This window comes from Staphylococcus sp. T93, assembly GCF_016743875.1.
GTDB classification, from domain to species: Bacteria; Bacillota; Bacilli; order Staphylococcales; family Staphylococcaceae; genus Staphylococcus; species Staphylococcus aureus.
In genome coordinates, this window is record NZ_CP068247.1 from 378,715 (window position 1) to 397,365 (window position 18,651).

11 protein-coding genes are annotated in these 18,651 nt (G+C 31.9%); 8 read left to right on the plus strand and 3 right to left on the minus strand.

Annotation, left to right across the window (positions count from 1 at the left end):
• Positions 1-10 precede the first annotated feature (10 nt).
• The 5 genes from lepB (at position 11) to JG553_RS01910 (ending at position 9,662) form a co-directional block, all read left to right on the plus strand.
• Positions 11-586, plus strand: coding sequence for a signal peptidase I (gene lepB / locus JG553_RS01890; protein ID WP_000711486.1), 576 nt, complete (start codon positions 11-13; stop codon positions 584-586).
• Positions 587-745: 159 nt separating this feature from the next.
• Positions 746-4,222, plus strand: a complete 3,477-nt coding sequence (gene addB, locus JG553_RS01895; protein WP_000172342.1) for a helicase-exonuclease AddAB subunit AddB — start codon at positions 746-748, stop codon at positions 4,220-4,222.
• The gene (gene addA / locus JG553_RS01900; protein ID WP_000154930.1) at positions 4,223-7,876 is read left to right on the plus strand and encodes a helicase-exonuclease AddAB subunit AddA; all 3,654 of its coding nucleotides are present in this window, start codon (positions 4,223-4,225) and stop codon (positions 7,874-7,876) included. It abuts the gene before it with no gap.
• A 165-nt stretch (positions 7,877-8,041) separates the two neighbouring features.
• Positions 8,042-8,944, plus strand: coding sequence for a fumarylacetoacetate hydrolase family protein (locus JG553_RS01905; protein ID WP_000670752.1), 903 nt, complete (start codon positions 8,042-8,044; stop codon positions 8,942-8,944).
• Between the two features lie 328 nt (positions 8,945-9,272).
• On the plus strand, positions 9,273-9,662 hold the full coding sequence (locus tag JG553_RS01910; protein WP_000902817.1) for a YisL family protein: 390 nt from the start codon (positions 9,273-9,275) through the stop codon (positions 9,660-9,662).
• Between the two features lie 170 nt (positions 9,663-9,832).
• On the opposite strand, the gene JG553_RS01915 is transcribed toward JG553_RS01910, so the two are convergent.
• Both JG553_RS01915 and JG553_RS01920 read right to left on the minus strand, forming a co-directional pair.
• Positions 9,833-11,149, minus strand: a complete 1,317-nt coding sequence (locus tag JG553_RS01915) for a CoA-disulfide reductase (RefSeq protein WP_001124525.1) — start codon at positions 11,147-11,149, stop codon at positions 9,833-9,835.
• A 51-nt stretch (positions 11,150-11,200) separates the two neighbouring features.
• The gene (locus JG553_RS01920; RefSeq protein WP_001182436.1) at positions 11,201-12,025 is read right to left on the minus strand and encodes a Cof-type HAD-IIB family hydrolase; all 825 of its coding nucleotides are present in this window, start codon (positions 12,023-12,025) and stop codon (positions 11,201-11,203) included.
• Positions 12,026-12,138: 113 nt separating this feature from the next.
• On the opposite strand from JG553_RS01920, the gene JG553_RS01925 reads away from it, so the two are divergent.
• The 3 genes from JG553_RS01925 to clpB all read left to right on the plus strand — a co-directional run bounded on the left by JG553_RS01925 (position 12,139) and on the right by clpB (position 17,620).
• Positions 12,139-12,447, plus strand: coding sequence for a metal-sulfur cluster assembly factor (locus tag JG553_RS01925; protein WP_000390575.1), 309 nt, complete (start codon positions 12,139-12,141; stop codon positions 12,445-12,447).
• A 546-nt stretch (positions 12,448-12,993) separates the two neighbouring features.
• Positions 12,994-14,808 (plus strand): acyltransferase family protein, encoded by a 1,815-nt coding sequence (locus JG553_RS01930; RefSeq protein ID WP_001044214.1) that lies wholly within the window; start codon positions 12,994-12,996, stop codon positions 14,806-14,808.
• Positions 14,809-15,010: 202 nt separating this feature from the next.
• Positions 15,011-17,620 (plus strand): ATP-dependent chaperone ClpB, encoded by a 2,610-nt coding sequence (clpB, locus tag JG553_RS01935; protein ID WP_000353970.1) that lies wholly within the window; start codon positions 15,011-15,013, stop codon positions 17,618-17,620.
• A 58-nt stretch (positions 17,621-17,678) separates the two neighbouring features.
• On the opposite strand, the gene JG553_RS01940 is transcribed toward clpB, so the two are convergent.
• Positions 17,679-18,548: a LysR family transcriptional regulator gene (locus tag JG553_RS01940; RefSeq protein WP_001047066.1), complete on the minus strand. Its 870-nt coding sequence runs from the start codon at positions 18,546-18,548 to the stop codon at positions 17,679-17,681.
• Between the last annotated feature and the right edge of the window lie 103 nt (positions 18,549-18,651).

Here is an 18,651-nt window from a genome sequence, read left to right on the forward strand (position 1 = left end):
GGTGTCAAAATTGAAAAAAGAAATATTGGAATGGATTATTTCAATTGCAGTCGCTTTTGTCATTTTATTTATAGTAGGTAAATTTATTGTTACGCCATATACAATTAAAGGTGAATCAATGGATCCAACTTTGAAAGATGGCGAGCGAGTAGCTGTAAACATTGTTGGATATAAAACAGGTGGTTTGGAAAAAGGTAATGTAGTTGTCTTCCATGCAAACAAAAATGATGACTATGTTAAACGTGTCATCGGTGTTCCTGGTGATAAAGTAGAATACAAAAATGATACATTATATGTCAATGGTAAAAAACAAGATGAACCATATTTAAACTACAATTTAAAACATAAACAAGGTGATTACATTACTGGGACTTTCCAAGTTAAAGATTTACCGAATGCGAATCCTAAATCAAATGTCATTCCAAAAGGTAAATATTTAGTGCTTGGAGATAATCGTGAAGTAAGTAAAGATAGCCGTGCGTTTGGCCTCATTGATGAAGACCAAATTGTTGGTAAAGTTTCATTTAGGTTCTGGCCATTTAGTGAATTTAAACATAATTTCAATCCTGAAAATACTAAAAATTAATATGAAACAAATACAACATCGTTTGTCGGTTTTAATACTGATAAACGATGTTTTATTTTGTTAGTACCACAATAAAAGCTAAGTTCGAAATGAACTTATAATAAATCAATCACAATCACTTTGTGTTAAAATATGTGTCAAAGGAAGTGAGGGTTTGTCATGACATTACATGCTTATTTAGGTAGAGCGGGAACAGGTAAGTCTACGAAAATGTTGACCGAAATAAAACAAAAAATGAAAGCAGATCCGCTTGGAGATCCAATCATTTTAATTGCGCCAACTCAAAGTACATTTCAATTAGAACAAGCCTTTGTCAATGATCCGGAATTAAATGGTAGTTTAAGAACAGAAGTGTTGCATTTTGAACGATTAAGTCATCGTATTTTCCAAGAAGTTGGTAGTTATAGCGAACAAAAGTTATCTAAAGCTGCAACGGAAATGATGATTTATAACATTGTTCAAGAACAACAAAAGTATTTAAAACTTTATCAATCACAAGCAAAATATTATGGGTTTAGTGAAAAATTAACAGAACAAATTCAAGATTTTAAAAAATATGCAGTAACGCCTGAACATTTAGAACACTTTATTGCTGATAAAAATATGCAAACTCGAACTAAAAATAAGTTAGAGGATATTGCTTTAATATACCGTGAGTTCGAACAACGCATTCAAAACGAGTTTATTACGGGTGAGGATTCATTACAATATTTTATTGATTGTATGCCGAAATCAGAGTGGCTAAAACGTGCTGATATATATATTGATGGTTTTCACAACTTTTCAACGATTGAGTATTTAATAATCAAAGGATTAATTAAATATGCGAAGAGTGTCACAATTATATTGACGACAGATGGTAACCACGATCAATTTAGTTTATTTAGAAAACCATCGGAAGTGTTACGACATATTGAAGAAATAGCAAATGAACTCAATATTTCTATTGAACGTCAATATTTCAACCAATTATATCGCTTCAATAATCAAGATTTAAAGCATCTTGAACAAGAATTTGATGCACTTCAAATCAATCGAGTGGCATGTCAAGGTCATATCAATATTTTAGAATCTGCGACTATGAGAGAGGAAATAAATGAAATTGCGCGACGTATCATCGTTGATATTCGTGATAAGCAATTACGATATCAAGATATTGCTATTTTATATCGTGATGAATCTTATGCTTATTTATTTGATTCCATATTACCGCTTTATAATATTCCTTATAATATTGATACAAAGCGTTCGATGACACATCATCCGGTCATGGAAATGATTCGTTCATTGATTGAAGTTATTCAATCTAATTGGCAAGTGAATCCAATGCTACGCTTATTGAAGACTGATGTGTTAACGGCATCATATCTAAAAAGTGCATACTTAGTTGATTTACTTGAAAATTTTGTACTTGAACGTGGTATATACGGTAAACGTTGGTTAGATGATGAGCTATTTAATGTCGAACATTTTAGCAAAATGGGGCGTAAAGCGCATAAACTGACCGAAGATGAACGTAACACATTTGAACAAGTCGTTAAGTTAAAGAAAGATGTCATTGATAAAATTTTACATTTTGAAAAGCAAATGTCACAAGCGGAAACTGTAAAAGATTTTGCAACTGCTTTTTATGAAAGTATGGAATATTTCGAACTGCCAAATCAATTGATGACAGAGCGAGATGAACTTGATTTAAATGGTAATCATGAAAAGGCGGAGGAAATTGATCAAATATGGAATGGCTTAATTCAAATCCTTGATGACTTAGTTCTAGTATTTGGAGATGAACCAATGTCGATGGAACGTTTCTTAGAAGTATTTGATATTGGTTTAGAACAATTAGAATTTGTTATGATTCCGCAAACATTGGACCAAGTAAGTATTGGTACGATGGATTTGGCTAAAGTCGATAATAAGCAACATGTTTACTTAGTAGGTATGAATGATGGAACGATGCCACAACCAGTAACTGCGTCAAGCTTGATTACAGATGAAGAAAAGAAATACTTTGAACAGCAGGCTAATGTCGAGTTAAGTCCAACATCAGATATTTTACAGATGGATGAAGCATTTGTTTGTTATGTTGCTATGACTAGAGCTAAGGGAGATGTTACATTTTCTTACAGTCTAATGGGATCAAGTGGTGATGATAAGGAGATCAGCCCATTTTTAAATCAAATTCAATCATTGTTCAACCAATTGGAAATTACTAACATTCCTCAATACCATGAAGTTAACCCATTGTCACTAATGCAACATGCTAAGCAAACCAAAATTACATTATTTGAAGCATTGCGTGCTTGGTTATATGATGAAATTGTGGCTGATAGTTGGTTAGATGCTTATCAAGTAATTAGAGATAGCGATCATTTAAATCAAGGTTTAGATTATTTAATGTCAGCATTAACGTTTGACAATGAAACTGTAAAATTAGGTGAAACGTTGTCTAAAGATTTATATGGTAAGGAAATCAATGCCAGTGTATCCCGTTTTGAAGGTTATCAACAATGCCCATTTAAACACTATGCGTCACATGGTCTGAAACTAAATGAGCGAACGAAGTATGAACTTCAAAACTTTGATTTAGGTGATATTTTCCATTCTGTTTTAAAATATATATCTGAACGTATTAATGGCGATTTTAAACAATTAGACCTGAAAAAAATAAGACAATTAACGAATGAAGCATTGGAAGAAATTTTACCTAAAGTTCAGTTTAATTTATTAAATTCTTCAGCTTACTATCGTTATTTATCAAGACGCATTGGCGCTATTGTAGAAACAACACTAAGCGCATTAAAATATCAAGGCACGTATTCAAAGTTTATGCCAAAACATTTTGAGACAAGTTTTAGAAGGAAACCAAGAACAAATGACGAATTAATTGCACAAACATTAACGACAACTCAAGGTATTCCAATTAATATTAGAGGGCAAATTGACCGTATCGATACGTATACAAAGAATGATACAAGTTTTGTTAATATCATTGACTATAAATCCTCTGAAGGTAGTGCGACACTTGATTTAACGAAAGTATATTATGGTATGCAAATGCAAATGATGACATACATGGATATCGTTTTACAAAATAAACAACGCCTTGGATTAACAGATATTGTGAAACCAGGTGGATTATTATACTTCCATGTACATGAACCTAGAATTAAATTTAAATCATGGTCTGATATTGATGAAGATAAACTAGAACAAGATTTAATTAAAAAGTTTAAGTTGAGTGGTTTAGTTAATGCAGACCAAACTGTTATTGATGCATTGGATATTCGTTTAGAACCTAAATTCACTTCAGATATTGTACCAGTTGGTTTGAATAAAGATGGCTCTTTGAGTAAACGAGGCAGCCAAGTGGCAGATGAAGCAACGATTTATAAATTCATCCAACATAACAAAGAGAATTTTATAGAAACAGCTTCAAATATTATGGATGGACATACTGAAGTTGCACCATTAAAGTACAAACAAAAATTGCCATGTGCTTTTTGTAGTTATCAATCGGTATGTCATGTAGATGGCATGATTGATAGTAAGCGATATCGAACTGTAGATGAAACAATAAATCCAATTGAAGCAATTCAAAATATTAACATTAATGATGAATTTGGGGGTGAGCAATAGATGACAATTCCAGAGAAACCACAAGGCGTGATTTGGACTGACGCGCAATGGCAAAGTATTTACGCAACTGGACAAGATGTACTTGTTGCAGCCGCGGCAGGTTCAGGTAAAACAGCTGTACTAGTTGAGCGTATTATCCAAAAGATTTTACGTGATGGCATTGATGTCGATCGACTTTTAGTCGTAACGTTTACAAACTTAAGCGCACGTGAAATGAAGCATCGTGTAGACCAACGTATTCAAGAGGCATCGATTGCTGATCCTGCAAATGCACACTTGAAAAACCAACGCATCAAAATTCATCAAGCACAAATATCTACACTCCATAGTTTTTGCTTGAAATTAATTCAACAGCATTATGATGTATTAAATATTGACCCGAACTTTAGAACAAGCAGTGAAGCTGAAAATATTTTATTATTAGAACAAACGATAGATGAGGTCATAGAACAACATTACGATATCCTTGATCCTGCTTTTATTGAATTAACAGAGCAATTGTCTTCAGATAGAAGTGATGATCAGTTTCGAATGATTATTAAACAATTGTATTTCTTTAGCGTTGCAAATCCAAATCCTACAAATTGGTTGGATCAATTGGTGACACCATACGAAGAAGAAGCACAACAAGCGCAACTTATTCAACTACTAACAGACTTATCTAAAGTATTTATCACAGCTGCTTATGATGCTTTAAATAAGGCGTATGATTTGTTTAGTATGATGGATAGCGTCGATAAACATTTAGCTGTTATAGAAGATGAACGACGTTTAATGGGGCGTGTTTTAGAAGGTGGCTTTATTGATATACCTTATTTAACTGGTCACGAATTTGGCGCGCGTTTGCCTAATGTAACAGCGAAAATTAAAGAAGCAAATGAAATGATGGTCGATGCCTTAGAAGATGCTAAACTTCAGTATAAAAAATATAAATCATTAATTGATAAAGTGAAGAGTGATTACTTTTCAAGAGAAGCTGATGATTTGAAAGCTGATATGCAACAATTGGCGCCACGAGTAAAGTACCTTGCGCGTATTGTGAAAGATGTTATGTCAGAATTCAATCGAAAAAAGCGTAGCAAAAATATTTTGGATTTTTCTGATTATGAACATTTTGCATTACAAATTTTAACTAATGAGGATGGTTCGCCTTCAGAAATTGCCGAATCATACCGTCAACACTTCCAAGAAATATTGGTCGATGAGTATCAAGATACGAACCGAGTTCAAGAGAAAATACTATCTTGCATCAAAACGGGTGATGAACATAATGGTAATTTATTTATGGTTGGAGATGTTAAGCAATCCATTTATAAATTTAGACAAGCTGATCCAAGTTTATTTATTGAAAAGTATCAACGCTTTACTATAGATGGAGATGGCACTGGACGTCGAATTGATTTGTCGCAAAACTTCCGTTCTCGAAAAGAAGTACTGTCAACGACTAACTATATATTCAAACATATGATGGATGAACAAGTCGGTGAAGTAAAATATGATGAAGCGGCACAGTTGTATTATGGTGCACCATATGATGAATCGGACCATCCAGTAAACTTAAAAGTCCTTGTTGAAGCGGATCAAGAACATAGTGATTTAACTGGTAGTGAACAAGAAGCGCATTTTATAGTAGAACAAGTTAAAGATATCTTAGAACATCAAAAAGTTTATGATATGAAAACAGGAAGCTATAGAAGTGCGACATACAAGGATATCGTTATTCTAGAACGCAGCTTTGGACAAGCTCGCAATTTACAACAAGCCTTTAAAAATGAAGATATTCCATTCCATGTGAATAGTCGTGAAGGTTACTTTGAACAAACAGAAGTCCGCTTAGTATTATCATTTTTAAGAGCGATAGATAATCCATTACAAGATATTTATTTAGTTGGGTTAATGCGCTCCGTTATATATCAGTTCAAAGAAGACGAATTAGCTCAAATTAGAATATTGAGTCCAAATGATGACTACTTCTATCAATCGATTGTAAATTACATTAATGACGAAGCAGCAGATGCAATTTTAGTTGATAAATTAAAAATGTTTTTATCAGATATTCAAAGTTACCAACAATATAGTAAAGATCATCCGGTGTATCAGTTAATTGATAAATTTTATAATGATCATTATGTTATTCAATACTTTAGTGGACTTATTGGTGGACGTGGACGACGTGCAAATCTTTATGGTTTATTTAATAAAGCTATCGAGTTTGAGAATTCAAGTTTTAGAGGTTTATATCAATTTATTCGTTTTATCGATGAATTGATTGAAAGAGGCAAAGATTTTGGTGAGGAAAATGTAGTTGGTCCAAACGATAATGTCGTTAGAATGATGACAATTCATAGTAGTAAAGGTCTAGAGTTTCCATTTGTCATTTATTCTGGATTGTCAAAAGATTTTAATAAACGTGATTTGAAACAACCAGTTATTTTAAATCAGCAATTTGGTCTCGGAATGGATTATTTTGATGTGGATAAAGAAATGGCATTTCCATCTTTAGCTTCGGTTGCATATAGAGCTGTTGCCGAAAAAGAACTTGTGTCAGAAGAAATGCGATTAGTCTATGTAGCATTAACAAGAGCGAAAGAACAACTTTATTTAATTGGTAGAGTGAAAAATGATAAATCATTACTAGAACTAGAGCAATTGTCTATTTCTGGTGAGCACATTGCTGTCAATGAACGATTAACTTCACCAAATCCGTTCCATCTTATTTATAGTATTTTATCTAAACATCAATCTGCGTCAATTCCAGATGATTTAAAATTTGAAAAAGATATAGCACAAATTGAAGATAGTAGTCGTCCGAATGTAAATATTTCAATTGTGTACTTTGAAGATGTGTCTACAGAAACCATTTTAGATAATGATGAATATCGTTCGGTTAATCAATTAGAAACTATGCAAAATGGTAATGAAGATGTTAAAGCACAAATTAAACACCAACTTGATTATCGATATCCATATGTAAATGATACTAAAAAGCCCTCAAAACAATCTGTTTCTGAATTGAAAAGACAATATGAAACAGAAGAAAGTGGCACAAGTTACGAACGAGTAAGGCAATATCGTATCGGTTTTTCAACGTATGAACGACCTAAATTTCTAAGTGAACAAGGTAAACGAAAAGCGAATGAAATTGGTACGTTAATGCATACAGTGATGCAACATTTACCATTCAAAAAAGAACGCATATCTGAAGTTGAGTTACATCAGTATATCGATGGATTAATCGATAAACATATTATCGAAGCAGATGCGAAAAAAGATATCCGTATGGATGAAATAATGACATTTATCAATAGTGAGTTATATTCGATTATTGCTGAAGCAGAGCAAGTTTATCGTGAATTACCGTTTGTAGTTAACCAAGCATTAGTTGACCAATTGCCACAAGGAGACGAAGACGTCTCAATTATTCAAGGTATGATTGACTTAATCTTTGTTAAAGATGGTGTGCATTATTTTGTAGACTATAAAACCGATGCATTTAATCGTCGCCGTGGGATGACAGATGAAGAAATTGGTACACAATTAAAAAATAAATATAAGATACAGATGAAATATTATCAAAATACGCTTCAAACGATTCTTAATAAAGAAGTTAAAGGTTATTTATACTTCTTCAAATTTGGTACATTGCAACTATAGTATTTTGATTTTCAAAAGAATAAAAAATAATTTCGATTAAGTGCAAAGTCCTTGTAGCAGAATGAACACAACTCATTTTCAAAATTGTCTTACTTATTTATTTGTTATTTGATAACGAAAAAAGTTATAATGTGAATTAAGATAAAGATGAGGAGTTGAGAATGAATGAAATTCTTATCATTCAAGTATAATGACAAAACTTCATATGGCGTTAAAGTAAAACGCGAAGATGCTGTATGGGATTTAACACAAGTATTTGCTGACTTTGCAGAAGGAGATTTCCATCCTAAAACATTGTTAGCTGGTTTACAACAAAATCATACTTTAGATTTTCAAGAACAAGTACGTAAAGCAGTTGTAGCAGCAGAAGATAGCGGCAAAGCTGAAGACTATAAAATTTCATTTAATGACATTGAATTTTTACCACCAGTAACACCTCCGAATAATGTGATTGCTTTTGGTAGAAATTACAAAGATCATGCGAACGAATTAAATCATGAAGTGGAAAAATTATATGTATTTACAAAAGCAGCGTCATCTTTAACAGGAGATAATGCAACAATTCCAAATCATAAAGATATTACTGATCAATTAGATTATGAAGGTGAATTAGGTATTGTTATTGGTAAGTCTGGTGAAAAGATTCCAAAAGCATTAGCTTTAGATTATGTTTACGGCTATACAATTATTAACGATATCACTGATCGCAAAGCACAAAGTGAACAAGATCAAGCATTTTTATCAAAAAGTTTAACTGGCGGTTGCCCAATGGGTCCTTATATCGTTACTAAAGACGAACTACCATTACCTGAAAATGTAAATATTGTTACAAAAGTTAACAATGAAATTAGACAAGATGGTAACACTGGCGAAATGATTCTTAAAATTGATGAATTAATAGAAGAAATTTCAAAATATGTTGCACTACATCCGGGAGATATTATTGCAACTGGTACACCAGCAGGCGTTGGTGCAGGTATGCAACCACCTAAATTTTTACAACCAGGTGATGAAGTTAAAGTGACTATTGATAATATTGGAACGCTGACAACTTATATCGCTAAATAATTATCATTTAAAAAGCTAACCAGTCTTTATATAGATTGGTTAGTTTTTTCTTGCTTTTCTAAAAAGGTGTTAAAGATAAATTATTTATAATGTTACCATTTTGAGATGAAAGTGAAATATTGATATTAAGAAGTAGTTGATTATTTTACAGCAGATTCACAATATTCTAATAAGGAATAAAATGTCATGTTCTTCCTCTCAAATATAGAAGTGTGGTAGAATATATATTCGTGTATAATCAAATCATGATTAAATTACAAGCAAGTGGGTATTAATCCCAAGAAGCTTTAATTTAATAATATAAATAATTAAAGTGGGGGGAATCAGTATGTTACATTTACATATATTAAGTTGGGTATTAGCGATTATTTTATTTATCGCTACATACTTAAACATTTCAAAAAATCAAGGCAGATCACCATTTTTCAAACCGTTGCACATGATTTTACGCTTATTTATGCTGTTGACGTTAATTTCAGGATTTTGGATATTAATTCAGTCATTTATGAATGGCGGGGCAAATCATATGTTGCTTACATTGAAAATGCTGTGTGGTGTTGCAGTAGTTGGATTGATGGAAGTGTCGATTGCTAAAAGAAAGAGACATGAACAAAGTCACACAATGTTTTGGATAACAATTGCATTAATTATCATCACAATGGTATTAGGTGTCATTCTACCGTTAGGGCCTATATCAAAATTATTCGGTATTGGCTAATTGATAAGACATATAGTATATGACATAAGGCATGGACAATTATTAGTCCAAGACCTTATGTCTTTTTTGATTCTAAAAATGTTAAACATAAAAAATGGACTGGATAGTAGTACCAGTCCAACATAATTCTAACCTAGACAATTAAGATTAGATTGAATCGCATGATTCATTTATTTAGCTTTGTAACCAATCATATTGATTAAATCTTTAGGGTGGCTATATGGTGGTGCATAAGCCACTTCAAACTCAGTTAACTCATCTACAGTTAGCTGGTTCATCATTGCCATCGATAGTACATCAATACGTTTATCTGCACCTTCTTTTCCTACTGCAGCTGCTCTTAAAATCTGACGGTTTGAAGTGTCATAATATACTCTTAAGTGTAAAGGGGAATTTCCTGGGTAATAATTCGCGTGTGCACCTTGAGTGACTTCTACCATTTTATAGTCAAATTGCTTTAGTTCGTTTGGTTTAACGCCGACACTCGCAAATGTATAATCAAAGAACTTCACAATATTGTTGCCTAAGAAGCCTTTGAATTCAATAGTGTCATTTCCAGCAATTTGTTCGGCAACAATACTTGCTGCACGGTGAGCGCCCCAAGCTAAAGGAACACTAGCCGGTAGATCGACATGTCGATAATGTGATGTTGCAATATCGCCTATTGCATAAATGTTTGGAACATTTGTTTCAAATTTATCGTTTACCGGTATGAAACCTTTTCGATCAAGTTTGATATTTGAACTTTCGATAAATTTTGAATTGGGGTGAGTACCGACACCTTCAATAATCATATCGTAATGTTCAACTTTTCCTGATTTAAATGTAATTTCATTTCCATTGATAGCATTAATTTCCTCATTTAAACGGTATGGAATCTCCCGCTTATCTAATTCATCAAGTATAGGTTGATTCATGTCGGCATCCATTAATTTATTTATCTTATCAGATCGATGAATTAAAGTAGGGTGTAAACCACGTTCATAAAGATTTTCAAGAACTTCTAATGAAACATAACCTGCACCTACAACCAATACTTTATCAACTTGATTTGCTTTGATGAATTGATCGATAGCATCAGTGTCTTCTAAATTTCTAAGTGTAAATGTAATATCACTTTCAAAGCCAAGGCTATTTGCACTTGCACCAGGGCTTAAAATGAGTTTATCGTAAGATTCTTCAAATTGTTCGTTTGTCTTTCTATTTAATACAGATACAGTTTGTCTTTCATCATTGATTGCAATAACTTCATGATAAGTTTTTACTGTAATTTGCTTTCTATCATAAAATTTTTCAGGTGTATACGCTAAAGCATATCTTCTATCTTCAACAACTTCGCCAATGACATAAGGCAATGCACAATTAGCAAAGCTCATATCACGATCTTTTTCAAAAATAATAATGTCACTTTCTTTATCTAAACGTCGAATTTGGCTGGCACATGTTGCACCGCCAGCGACTGCTCCGACTACGACTATTTTGGGCATCGTAACTTACCTCCTATTGTTTTAAAATATTATAAAATGATTAGTTATAAATTAACAGTAATATCTAATATTTAAATTAAAGAAATCATTCAAATATCGACCAATGCCATCTTCATTATTGTTGAATGTAATATTGTTCGCTACATCTTTAAGTTCTTGCAAACCATTTTCCATAGCAACACCGTGACGCGCGTACTCAATCATTTCAATATCATTATCTTCATCACCGAATGCAATAATATTATTTCGGTCAATATTTAAAAATTGTCTAACTTGCTCAATGCCTCTTGCTTTATTAATACCAAGTTTTACAATTTCAATGACAGGGAATGGTGCGCCCCAGCGTCGATGCTCAATATGATCGGCATAAAAATGAGTAAGCATATTTTTGATTTCAGGTATTTTACTTTCTTCGGCTTCAATTAAAATTGAGGTAGGGGATTCTTTCAAGTGGACAAGTAAATTACCAGTTTGAATTCTTGGATTACCCATTGAAAAACCTTCAAATAATCTTGGATCATGATTGTTAATGAAAACATAATCTTTCACTTCTGCTATAATATTCGATACTTGATATTGTTGTAATCCTTGAATAATGTTTTGTGCGATGCCTAAATCTAAAATTTCATGGCAAGTTTTGAAGTTTTTATCTTTAGGGTGATGTACGTAAGCGCCATTAAAATTAACAATTGGTGTCGTTAAATTTAATTCATGATAATACATTTGACTTGCACGATAAGGTCTGCCAGTCGCAATCATAATTTGGTGTCCACGTTGTTGTAATTCATTTAATACTTGTTTAGTATATGATGAAATTTCTTTGTTATCGTTTAATAATGTTCCGTCTAAGTCTAGACATATTAAATGTGGTTGCATATCTCTCTCCTCATAAGTTGCTTAGTTCATATAGATACATCATAGCATTTTATTGGCGTTTTGTCGGATATTTGATATATTATGAATAATATGACATTAAAGAGGTGATATGGATGGAAGAGGCATTGAAAGATAGTATCTTAGGTGCATTAGAAATGGTAATTGACCCTGAATTAGGAATTGATATCGTTAATTTGGGTTTAGTATACAAAGTGAATGTTGATGATGAAGGCGTATGTACAGTTGATATGACTTTAACATCAATGGGATGTCCAATGGGACCTCAAATTATTGATCAAGTTAAAACAGTATTAGCAGAGATTCCTGAAATTCAGGATACTGAAGTGAATATCGTATGGAGTCCACCTTGGACAAAAGATATGATGTCACGTTACGCTAAGATTGCACTTGGTGTGAGCTAACATAAACTTGCATTGCCTGTAGAATTTCTTTTCGAAATTCTCTGTGTTTGGGCCCGCAGTCAATATAACATTGTAGAGTATAATTCATTGTGAATAAGCTCCCTTCAAAGTAGACATTGAAAAATGAAAATTTTGAAGGGAGCCTTATTTATGTTCTAGTTTCTGATTTTATTTTGAAAATTTATATCTAACTTGTTTCAAAAAATATGAATTAAGACAGTGACTTGCACTTCCAAGAGTGCACAATTCATTTTCTAGTTGAATATTTTCTTGAAAATTTTTATAATAAATTGAATTTATATTACAGTTATATTACAATACATAATACTTCATAGTTTTTAAGTTGCCGAGTTGCATTACAAATTGGATTTCGAAGTAAGAATCATCATTGGTAATTTTTTTAATTTAACAGTATTTTAGTCAATATGATTTTGATGATGTCGTAATTCAATAATATACATATGCATTTCAATATTCTTTTAAACAGCATAACTAAATTTAATTAAGCATCTAAGAAGAACAGTTTTAAAAGGGAAGAATGCAAAAATGAACAAAACAAAGGGTTTTACAAAGTATAAGAAAATGAGATATATTCCAGGGCTCGATGGTTTGAGGGCAATCGCTGTTCTAGGAATTATTATTTACCACTTAAATAAGCAATGGTTGACAGGTGGCTTTTTAGGTGTGGATACATTTTTTGTGATCTCTGGTTATTTAATTACAAGCTTATTACTCAAAGAGTATGATGACACAGGTATCATTAAATTGAAAAGCTTTTGGATACGTCGTTTAAAACGTTTATTACCAGCAGTCATAGTTTTATTAATGGTTGTAGGGACAGCAACCTTATTATTAAAATCAGATAATATCATTAGGGTTAAACATGATATTATTGCTGCGATATTTTATGTATCAAACTGGTGGTATATAGCAAAAGATGTTAATTATTTTGAGCAATTTTCATTTATGCCATTAAAGCATTTATGGTCTTTAGCAATTGAAGAACAGTTTTACATATTTTTCCCAGTTATTTTGGTTACATTATTGTTAACAATTAAAAAGCGATACAAAATAGGATTTATTTTTTGGGGAGTATCAATAATTTCTTTAGGGTTAATGATGTTTATCTATAGTATTAATGGGGATCATTCACGAGTGTATTTTGGTACAGATACTAGATTACAGACATTGTTACTGGGTGTTATTTTAGCTTTTTTATGGCCACCGTTTAAATTGAAAAATGATCCACCTAAAGTTGTAAAATATGTTATTGATAGCATAGGTAGTTTATCATTTATAGTACTTATATTATTATTTTTCATTATTAATGATGAGACGAATTGGATATATGATGGTGGTTTCTATTTAATATCCATATTAACGTTATTTATTATTGCTAGTGTCGTTCATCCATCTACATGGATAGCGAAGATATTTTCAAATCCAGTGTTAGTATTTATCGGGAAAAGGTCTTATAGTTTATATTTATGGCATTTTGCAGTAATTAGTTTCGTACATAGTTACTATGTAGACGGACAGATACCTGTATATGTGTACTTTATAGATATAAGTTTAACAATTATATTTGCAGAGCTATCATATCGCTTTATAGAAACTCCATTTAGAAAAGAAGGTATTAAAGCTTTAAATTGGCGACCTTCTTATATACCACAATTTATAAGAATGGCAATTGTAGTAACCTTGTTAATTCCATTTATGTTGATTTTAGTAGGTGCATTCAATAAATATGGTAAAGACATTATTGGAGAAAAAGCGAATAGCTTTGATACCACAATTGAAGATAATTATTTAATGCGGATAGCACCAATTGATAACATACACATTGATGGCTTAGTAAGTGAGAAGAAAAAGGAATCTTCCGACGTATATAATAATATTAAACCTCTTTTAATCGGTGATTCAGTAATGGTTGATATCGGTGAGTCATTTAAGTCATCAGTTCCTAAGTCTAGAATTGATGGAAAAGTAGGGCGTCAATTGTATCAAACCTTACCTTTAGTTAAAGCGAATTATTCACAATATAAAAAATCATCTGATCAAGTCGTATTAGAATTAGGTACAAATGGCGACTTTACTGTCAAACAGCTCGACGATTTACTTAATCAATTTGGAAAAGCCAAGATTTATTTAGTTAATACACGTGTTCCAAGAATTTATGAGGCAAATGTAAATCGATTATTAGCTGACGCGGCGAAACGAAAGTCCAATGTCACATTAATTGATTGGTATAAGCGATCACAAGGACATAGTGAATATTTTGCACCAGACGGTGTACATTTAGAGTACAAAGGAGTCCTAGCTTTAAAAGATGAAATATTAAAAGCACTTAAAAAGAAATAACATATGTTTAATAAGTCTAGTTAATGTGTAACGTAACATTAGCTAGATTTTTTTATTCAAAAAAATATTTACAAATATTAGGAAATTTAAGTGTAAAAGAGTTGATAAATGATTATATTGGGACTATAATATAATTAAGGTCAAAGAAAGTCAAAGTCAAAAGTGCAACTTGACCAACTCTACAAATTAGAGGTGAAATTATATGGATATAAATAAAATGACATATGCTGTTCAAAGTGCTTTACAACAAGCAGTTGAACTGAGTCAGCAACATAAATTACAAAATATAGAAATTGAGGCAATTTTAAGCGCTGCCTTAAATGAAAGTGAAAGCTTATATAAAAGTATTTTAGAACGAGTAAATATTGAGGTAGATCAATTAAACAAAGCTTATGAAGACAAACTAAACACGTATGCATCTGTAGAAGGTGACAATATACAATATGGTCAATATATTAGCCAACAAGCAAACCAATTGATAACTAAGGCTGAATCATACATGAAAGAATATGAAGATGAATATATTTCAATGGAGCATATTTTACGTTCGGCAATGGACATTGATCAAACAACAAAACATTATATAAATAATAAAGTAGAAGTTATCAAAGAAATTATTAAAAAAGTAAGAGGGGGAAATCACGTGACATCACAAAATCCAGAAGTTAATTACGAAGCATTAGCTAAATATGGCCGCGACTTAGTAGAAGAAGTTAGACAAGGTAAAATGGATCCTGTTATAGGAAGAGATGAAGAAATTCGAAATACGATTCGTATTTTAAGTCGTAAAACTAAAAACAACCCTGTGCTCATTGGTGAACCAGGTGTTGGTAAAACTGCAATTGTTGAAGGATTAGCGCAACGTATAGTTAAGAAAGATGTGCCAGAATCATTATTAGATAAAACTGTTTTTGAGTTAGATTTAAGCGCATTAGTAGCGGGCGCTAAATATCGTGGTGAATTTGAAGAGAGATTAAAAGCAGTCCTAAAAGAAGTTAAAGAGTCTGATGGTAGAATTATATTATTTATTGATGAAATCCATATGCTTGTAGGTGCTGGTAAAACAGATGGTGCCATGGATGCAGGCAACATGCTAAAACCAATGTTAGCACGAGGAGAGTTACATTGTATTGGTGCAACAACTTTAAATGAATATCGAGAATATATTGAAAAAGATTCGGCATTAGAGCGTCGTTTCCAAAAAGTAGCAGTTAGTGAGCCTGATGTTGAAGATACAATTTCAATTTTACGTGGTTTAAAAGAACGATATGAAGTGTATCATGGTGTGCGTATTCAAGATAGAGCCTTAGTTGCTGCCGCTGAATTGTCTGATCGTTACATCACTGATCGTTTTTTACCAGATAAAGCGATTGATTTAGTTGACCAAGCATGTGCAACAATTCGTACGGAAATGGGATCAAATCCAACTGAATTGGATCAAGTTAATAGACGTGTCATGCAATTAGAAATTGAAGAAAGCGCACTTAAAAATGAATCTGACAATGCGAGCAAACAGAGATTACAAGAACTACAAGAAGAGCTTGCCAATGAAAAAGAGAAACAAGCAGCACTTCAATCTCGTGTAGAATCAGAAAAAGAAAAAATAGCAAATTTACAAGAAAAACGTGCGCAACTAGATGAAAGTAGACAAGCGTTGGAAGATGCACAAACAAATAACAATTTAGAAAAAGCTGCTGAACTACAATATGGAACAATTCCTCAATTGGAAAAAGAACTTAGAGAATTAGAGGATAATTTCCAAGATGAGCAAGGTGAAGATACAGATCGAATGATTCGTGAAGTTGTAACAGACGAAGAAATTGGCGATATTGTCAGCCAATGGACAGGCATACCAGTTTCAAAATTAGTTGAAACAGAACGTGAAAAATTACTTCACTTAAGTGACATCTTGCATAAACGTGTTGTAGGTCAAGATAAAGCGGTTGACCTGGTTTCAGATGCAGTAGTTAGAGCAAGAGCAGGTATTAAAGATCCAAACAGACCTATTGGTAGTTTCTTATTCCTAGGTCCAACTGGAGTAGGTAAAACTGAATTAGCTAAATCATTAGCTGCATCATTATTTGATTCTGAAAAACATATGATTCGTATTGATATGAGTGAATATATGGAAAAACATGCAGTATCAAGATTGATAGGGGCACCTCCAGGATATATTGGACATGATGAAGGGGGTCAATTAACTGAAGCGGTTCGTCGTAATCCATACTCAGTTATTTTATTAGATGAGGTTGAAAAAGCGCATACTGACGTCTTTAATGTATTATTGCAAATTTTAGATGAAGGCCGTTTAACTGATTCTAAAGGACGTAGCGTTGATTTTAAAAATACTATTATTATTATGACAAGTAATATTGGATCTCAAGTTTTATTAGAAAACGTAAAAGAGACTGGTGAAATTACAGAATCAACAGAAAAAGCTGTTATGACAAGTTTAAATGCATATTTCAAACCAGAAATTTTGAATCGTATGGATGATATCGTATTATTTAAACCATTATCTATTGATGACATGAGTATGATTGTAGATAAAATCTTAACGCAATTAAATATAAGATTATTAGAACAACGAATCTCAATTGAAGTTTCTGATGATGCTAAAGCTTGGCTAGGTCAAGAAGCTTATGAACCTCAATACGGTGCAAGACCATTAAAACGTTTTGTACAACGCCAAATTGAAACACCATTAGCACGTATGATGATTAAAGAGGGATTCCCAGAAGGTACAACGATTAAAGTTAATTTAAATTCAGACAATAACTTAACGTTTAATGTTGAAAAAATTCATGAATAAAATTGAACCAAGAATGTGATGATTAATCGCATTCTTGGTTTTTTAGATTTGAAATTTATTATAATTGTTCATTGGCAATATACTTTTTAAATGATTTAATAAACACCAATATTTCTGGGCTTTCTTTTTTGCTGTATATATATGTAAATGAAATAGGTGCTTGTAAAATTTTCGTGTTAATAACCGAAATATTGTAATCACTATTTGTTGTTATATAAAGAGGCAGGAATGATATACCTTGATTCATTTCGATTAATTTAATTGAAGTATGCACATCATTGATAGATAGAAATTGTGCTTTTTCATAAATATTTAAAATATTATTTTTAAGTGATGACCAATATTCTGGATGGTTATCACTTATTATTTTGTATTTTTCAAATAAAGATGCCTCAGTTAGAAGATGATTATTCTCTTTATTGGGAGCAATCAATACAATTTTACCTTCGCATACTTTTTCAGAATGAACTTCTCTTAGTTTAGGTTGATTTCTGCTAATCCCGATGTCATACGTATGATTATTAATATCTTTTTCAATATTTTCATTTTTGACATGAAGAGAAACATCGATAAAAGGATGCTCGTTAAAGAAAGATTTTAAAAATTTGGGCATAATGAATGTCGCGATATATGAAGACACGACAACATTTAATTTCGATTGAAACATCGTTTTTTTAAGTTGGATATGTTTGATGCCACTTTCATATTGTTCAATAAAACTTTGCGCAATTGGAAGAAATGTATGACCATCTTCAGTCAAGATAATTTGATTTTTATAAGTTTCAAATAGTTTCACATTGAGATGCTGTTCTAAATTTTTAATTTGCTTATGTATAGAAGGTATAGTGAGATTAATTTCTTCACTAGCTAATCGATAGTTTAACGTCTTCGCTAAAATGACAAATGTATAGTACCAATCTAAATTCATGAACTTACCTCTTTCAAAAAAGTTAATAATTCATTAGATAATATTTAATTTTTATTGCATAAAAATAATATTAATATTATATCAGAGGTTATCGAGGGGGTGA

Bases quoted from the DNA above. Each gene is read 5' to 3' on its own strand.
- JG553_RS01905 (WP_000670752.1), top strand. From the start codon at position 8,042: ATGAAATTCTTATCATTCAAGTATAATGACAAAACTTCATATGGCGTT.
- clpB (WP_000353970.1), top strand. From the start codon at position 15,011: ATGGATATAAATAAAATGACATATGCTGTTCAAAGTGCTTTACAACAA.
- JG553_RS01910 (WP_000902817.1), top strand. From the start codon at position 9,273: ATGTTACATTTACATATATTAAGTTGGGTATTAGCGATTATTTTATTT.
- JG553_RS01915 (WP_001124525.1), bottom strand. From the start codon at position 11,149: ATGCCCAAAATAGTCGTAGTCGGAGCAGTCGCTGGCGGTGCAACATGT.
- JG553_RS01925 (WP_000390575.1), top strand. From the start codon at position 12,139: ATGGAAGAGGCATTGAAAGATAGTATCTTAGGTGCATTAGAAATGGTA.
- JG553_RS01940 (WP_001047066.1), bottom strand. From the start codon at position 18,548: ATGAATTTAGATTGGTACTATACATTTGTCATTTTAGCGAAGACGTTA.
- JG553_RS01920 (WP_001182436.1), bottom strand. From the start codon at position 12,025: ATGCAACCACATTTAATATGTCTAGACTTAGACGGAACATTATTAAAC.
- JG553_RS01930 (WP_001044214.1), top strand. From the start codon at position 12,994: ATGAACAAAACAAAGGGTTTTACAAAGTATAAGAAAATGAGATATATT.
- addB (WP_000172342.1), top strand. From the start codon at position 746: ATGACATTACATGCTTATTTAGGTAGAGCGGGAACAGGTAAGTCTACG.
- addA (WP_000154930.1), top strand. From the start codon at position 4,223: ATGACAATTCCAGAGAAACCACAAGGCGTGATTTGGACTGACGCGCAA.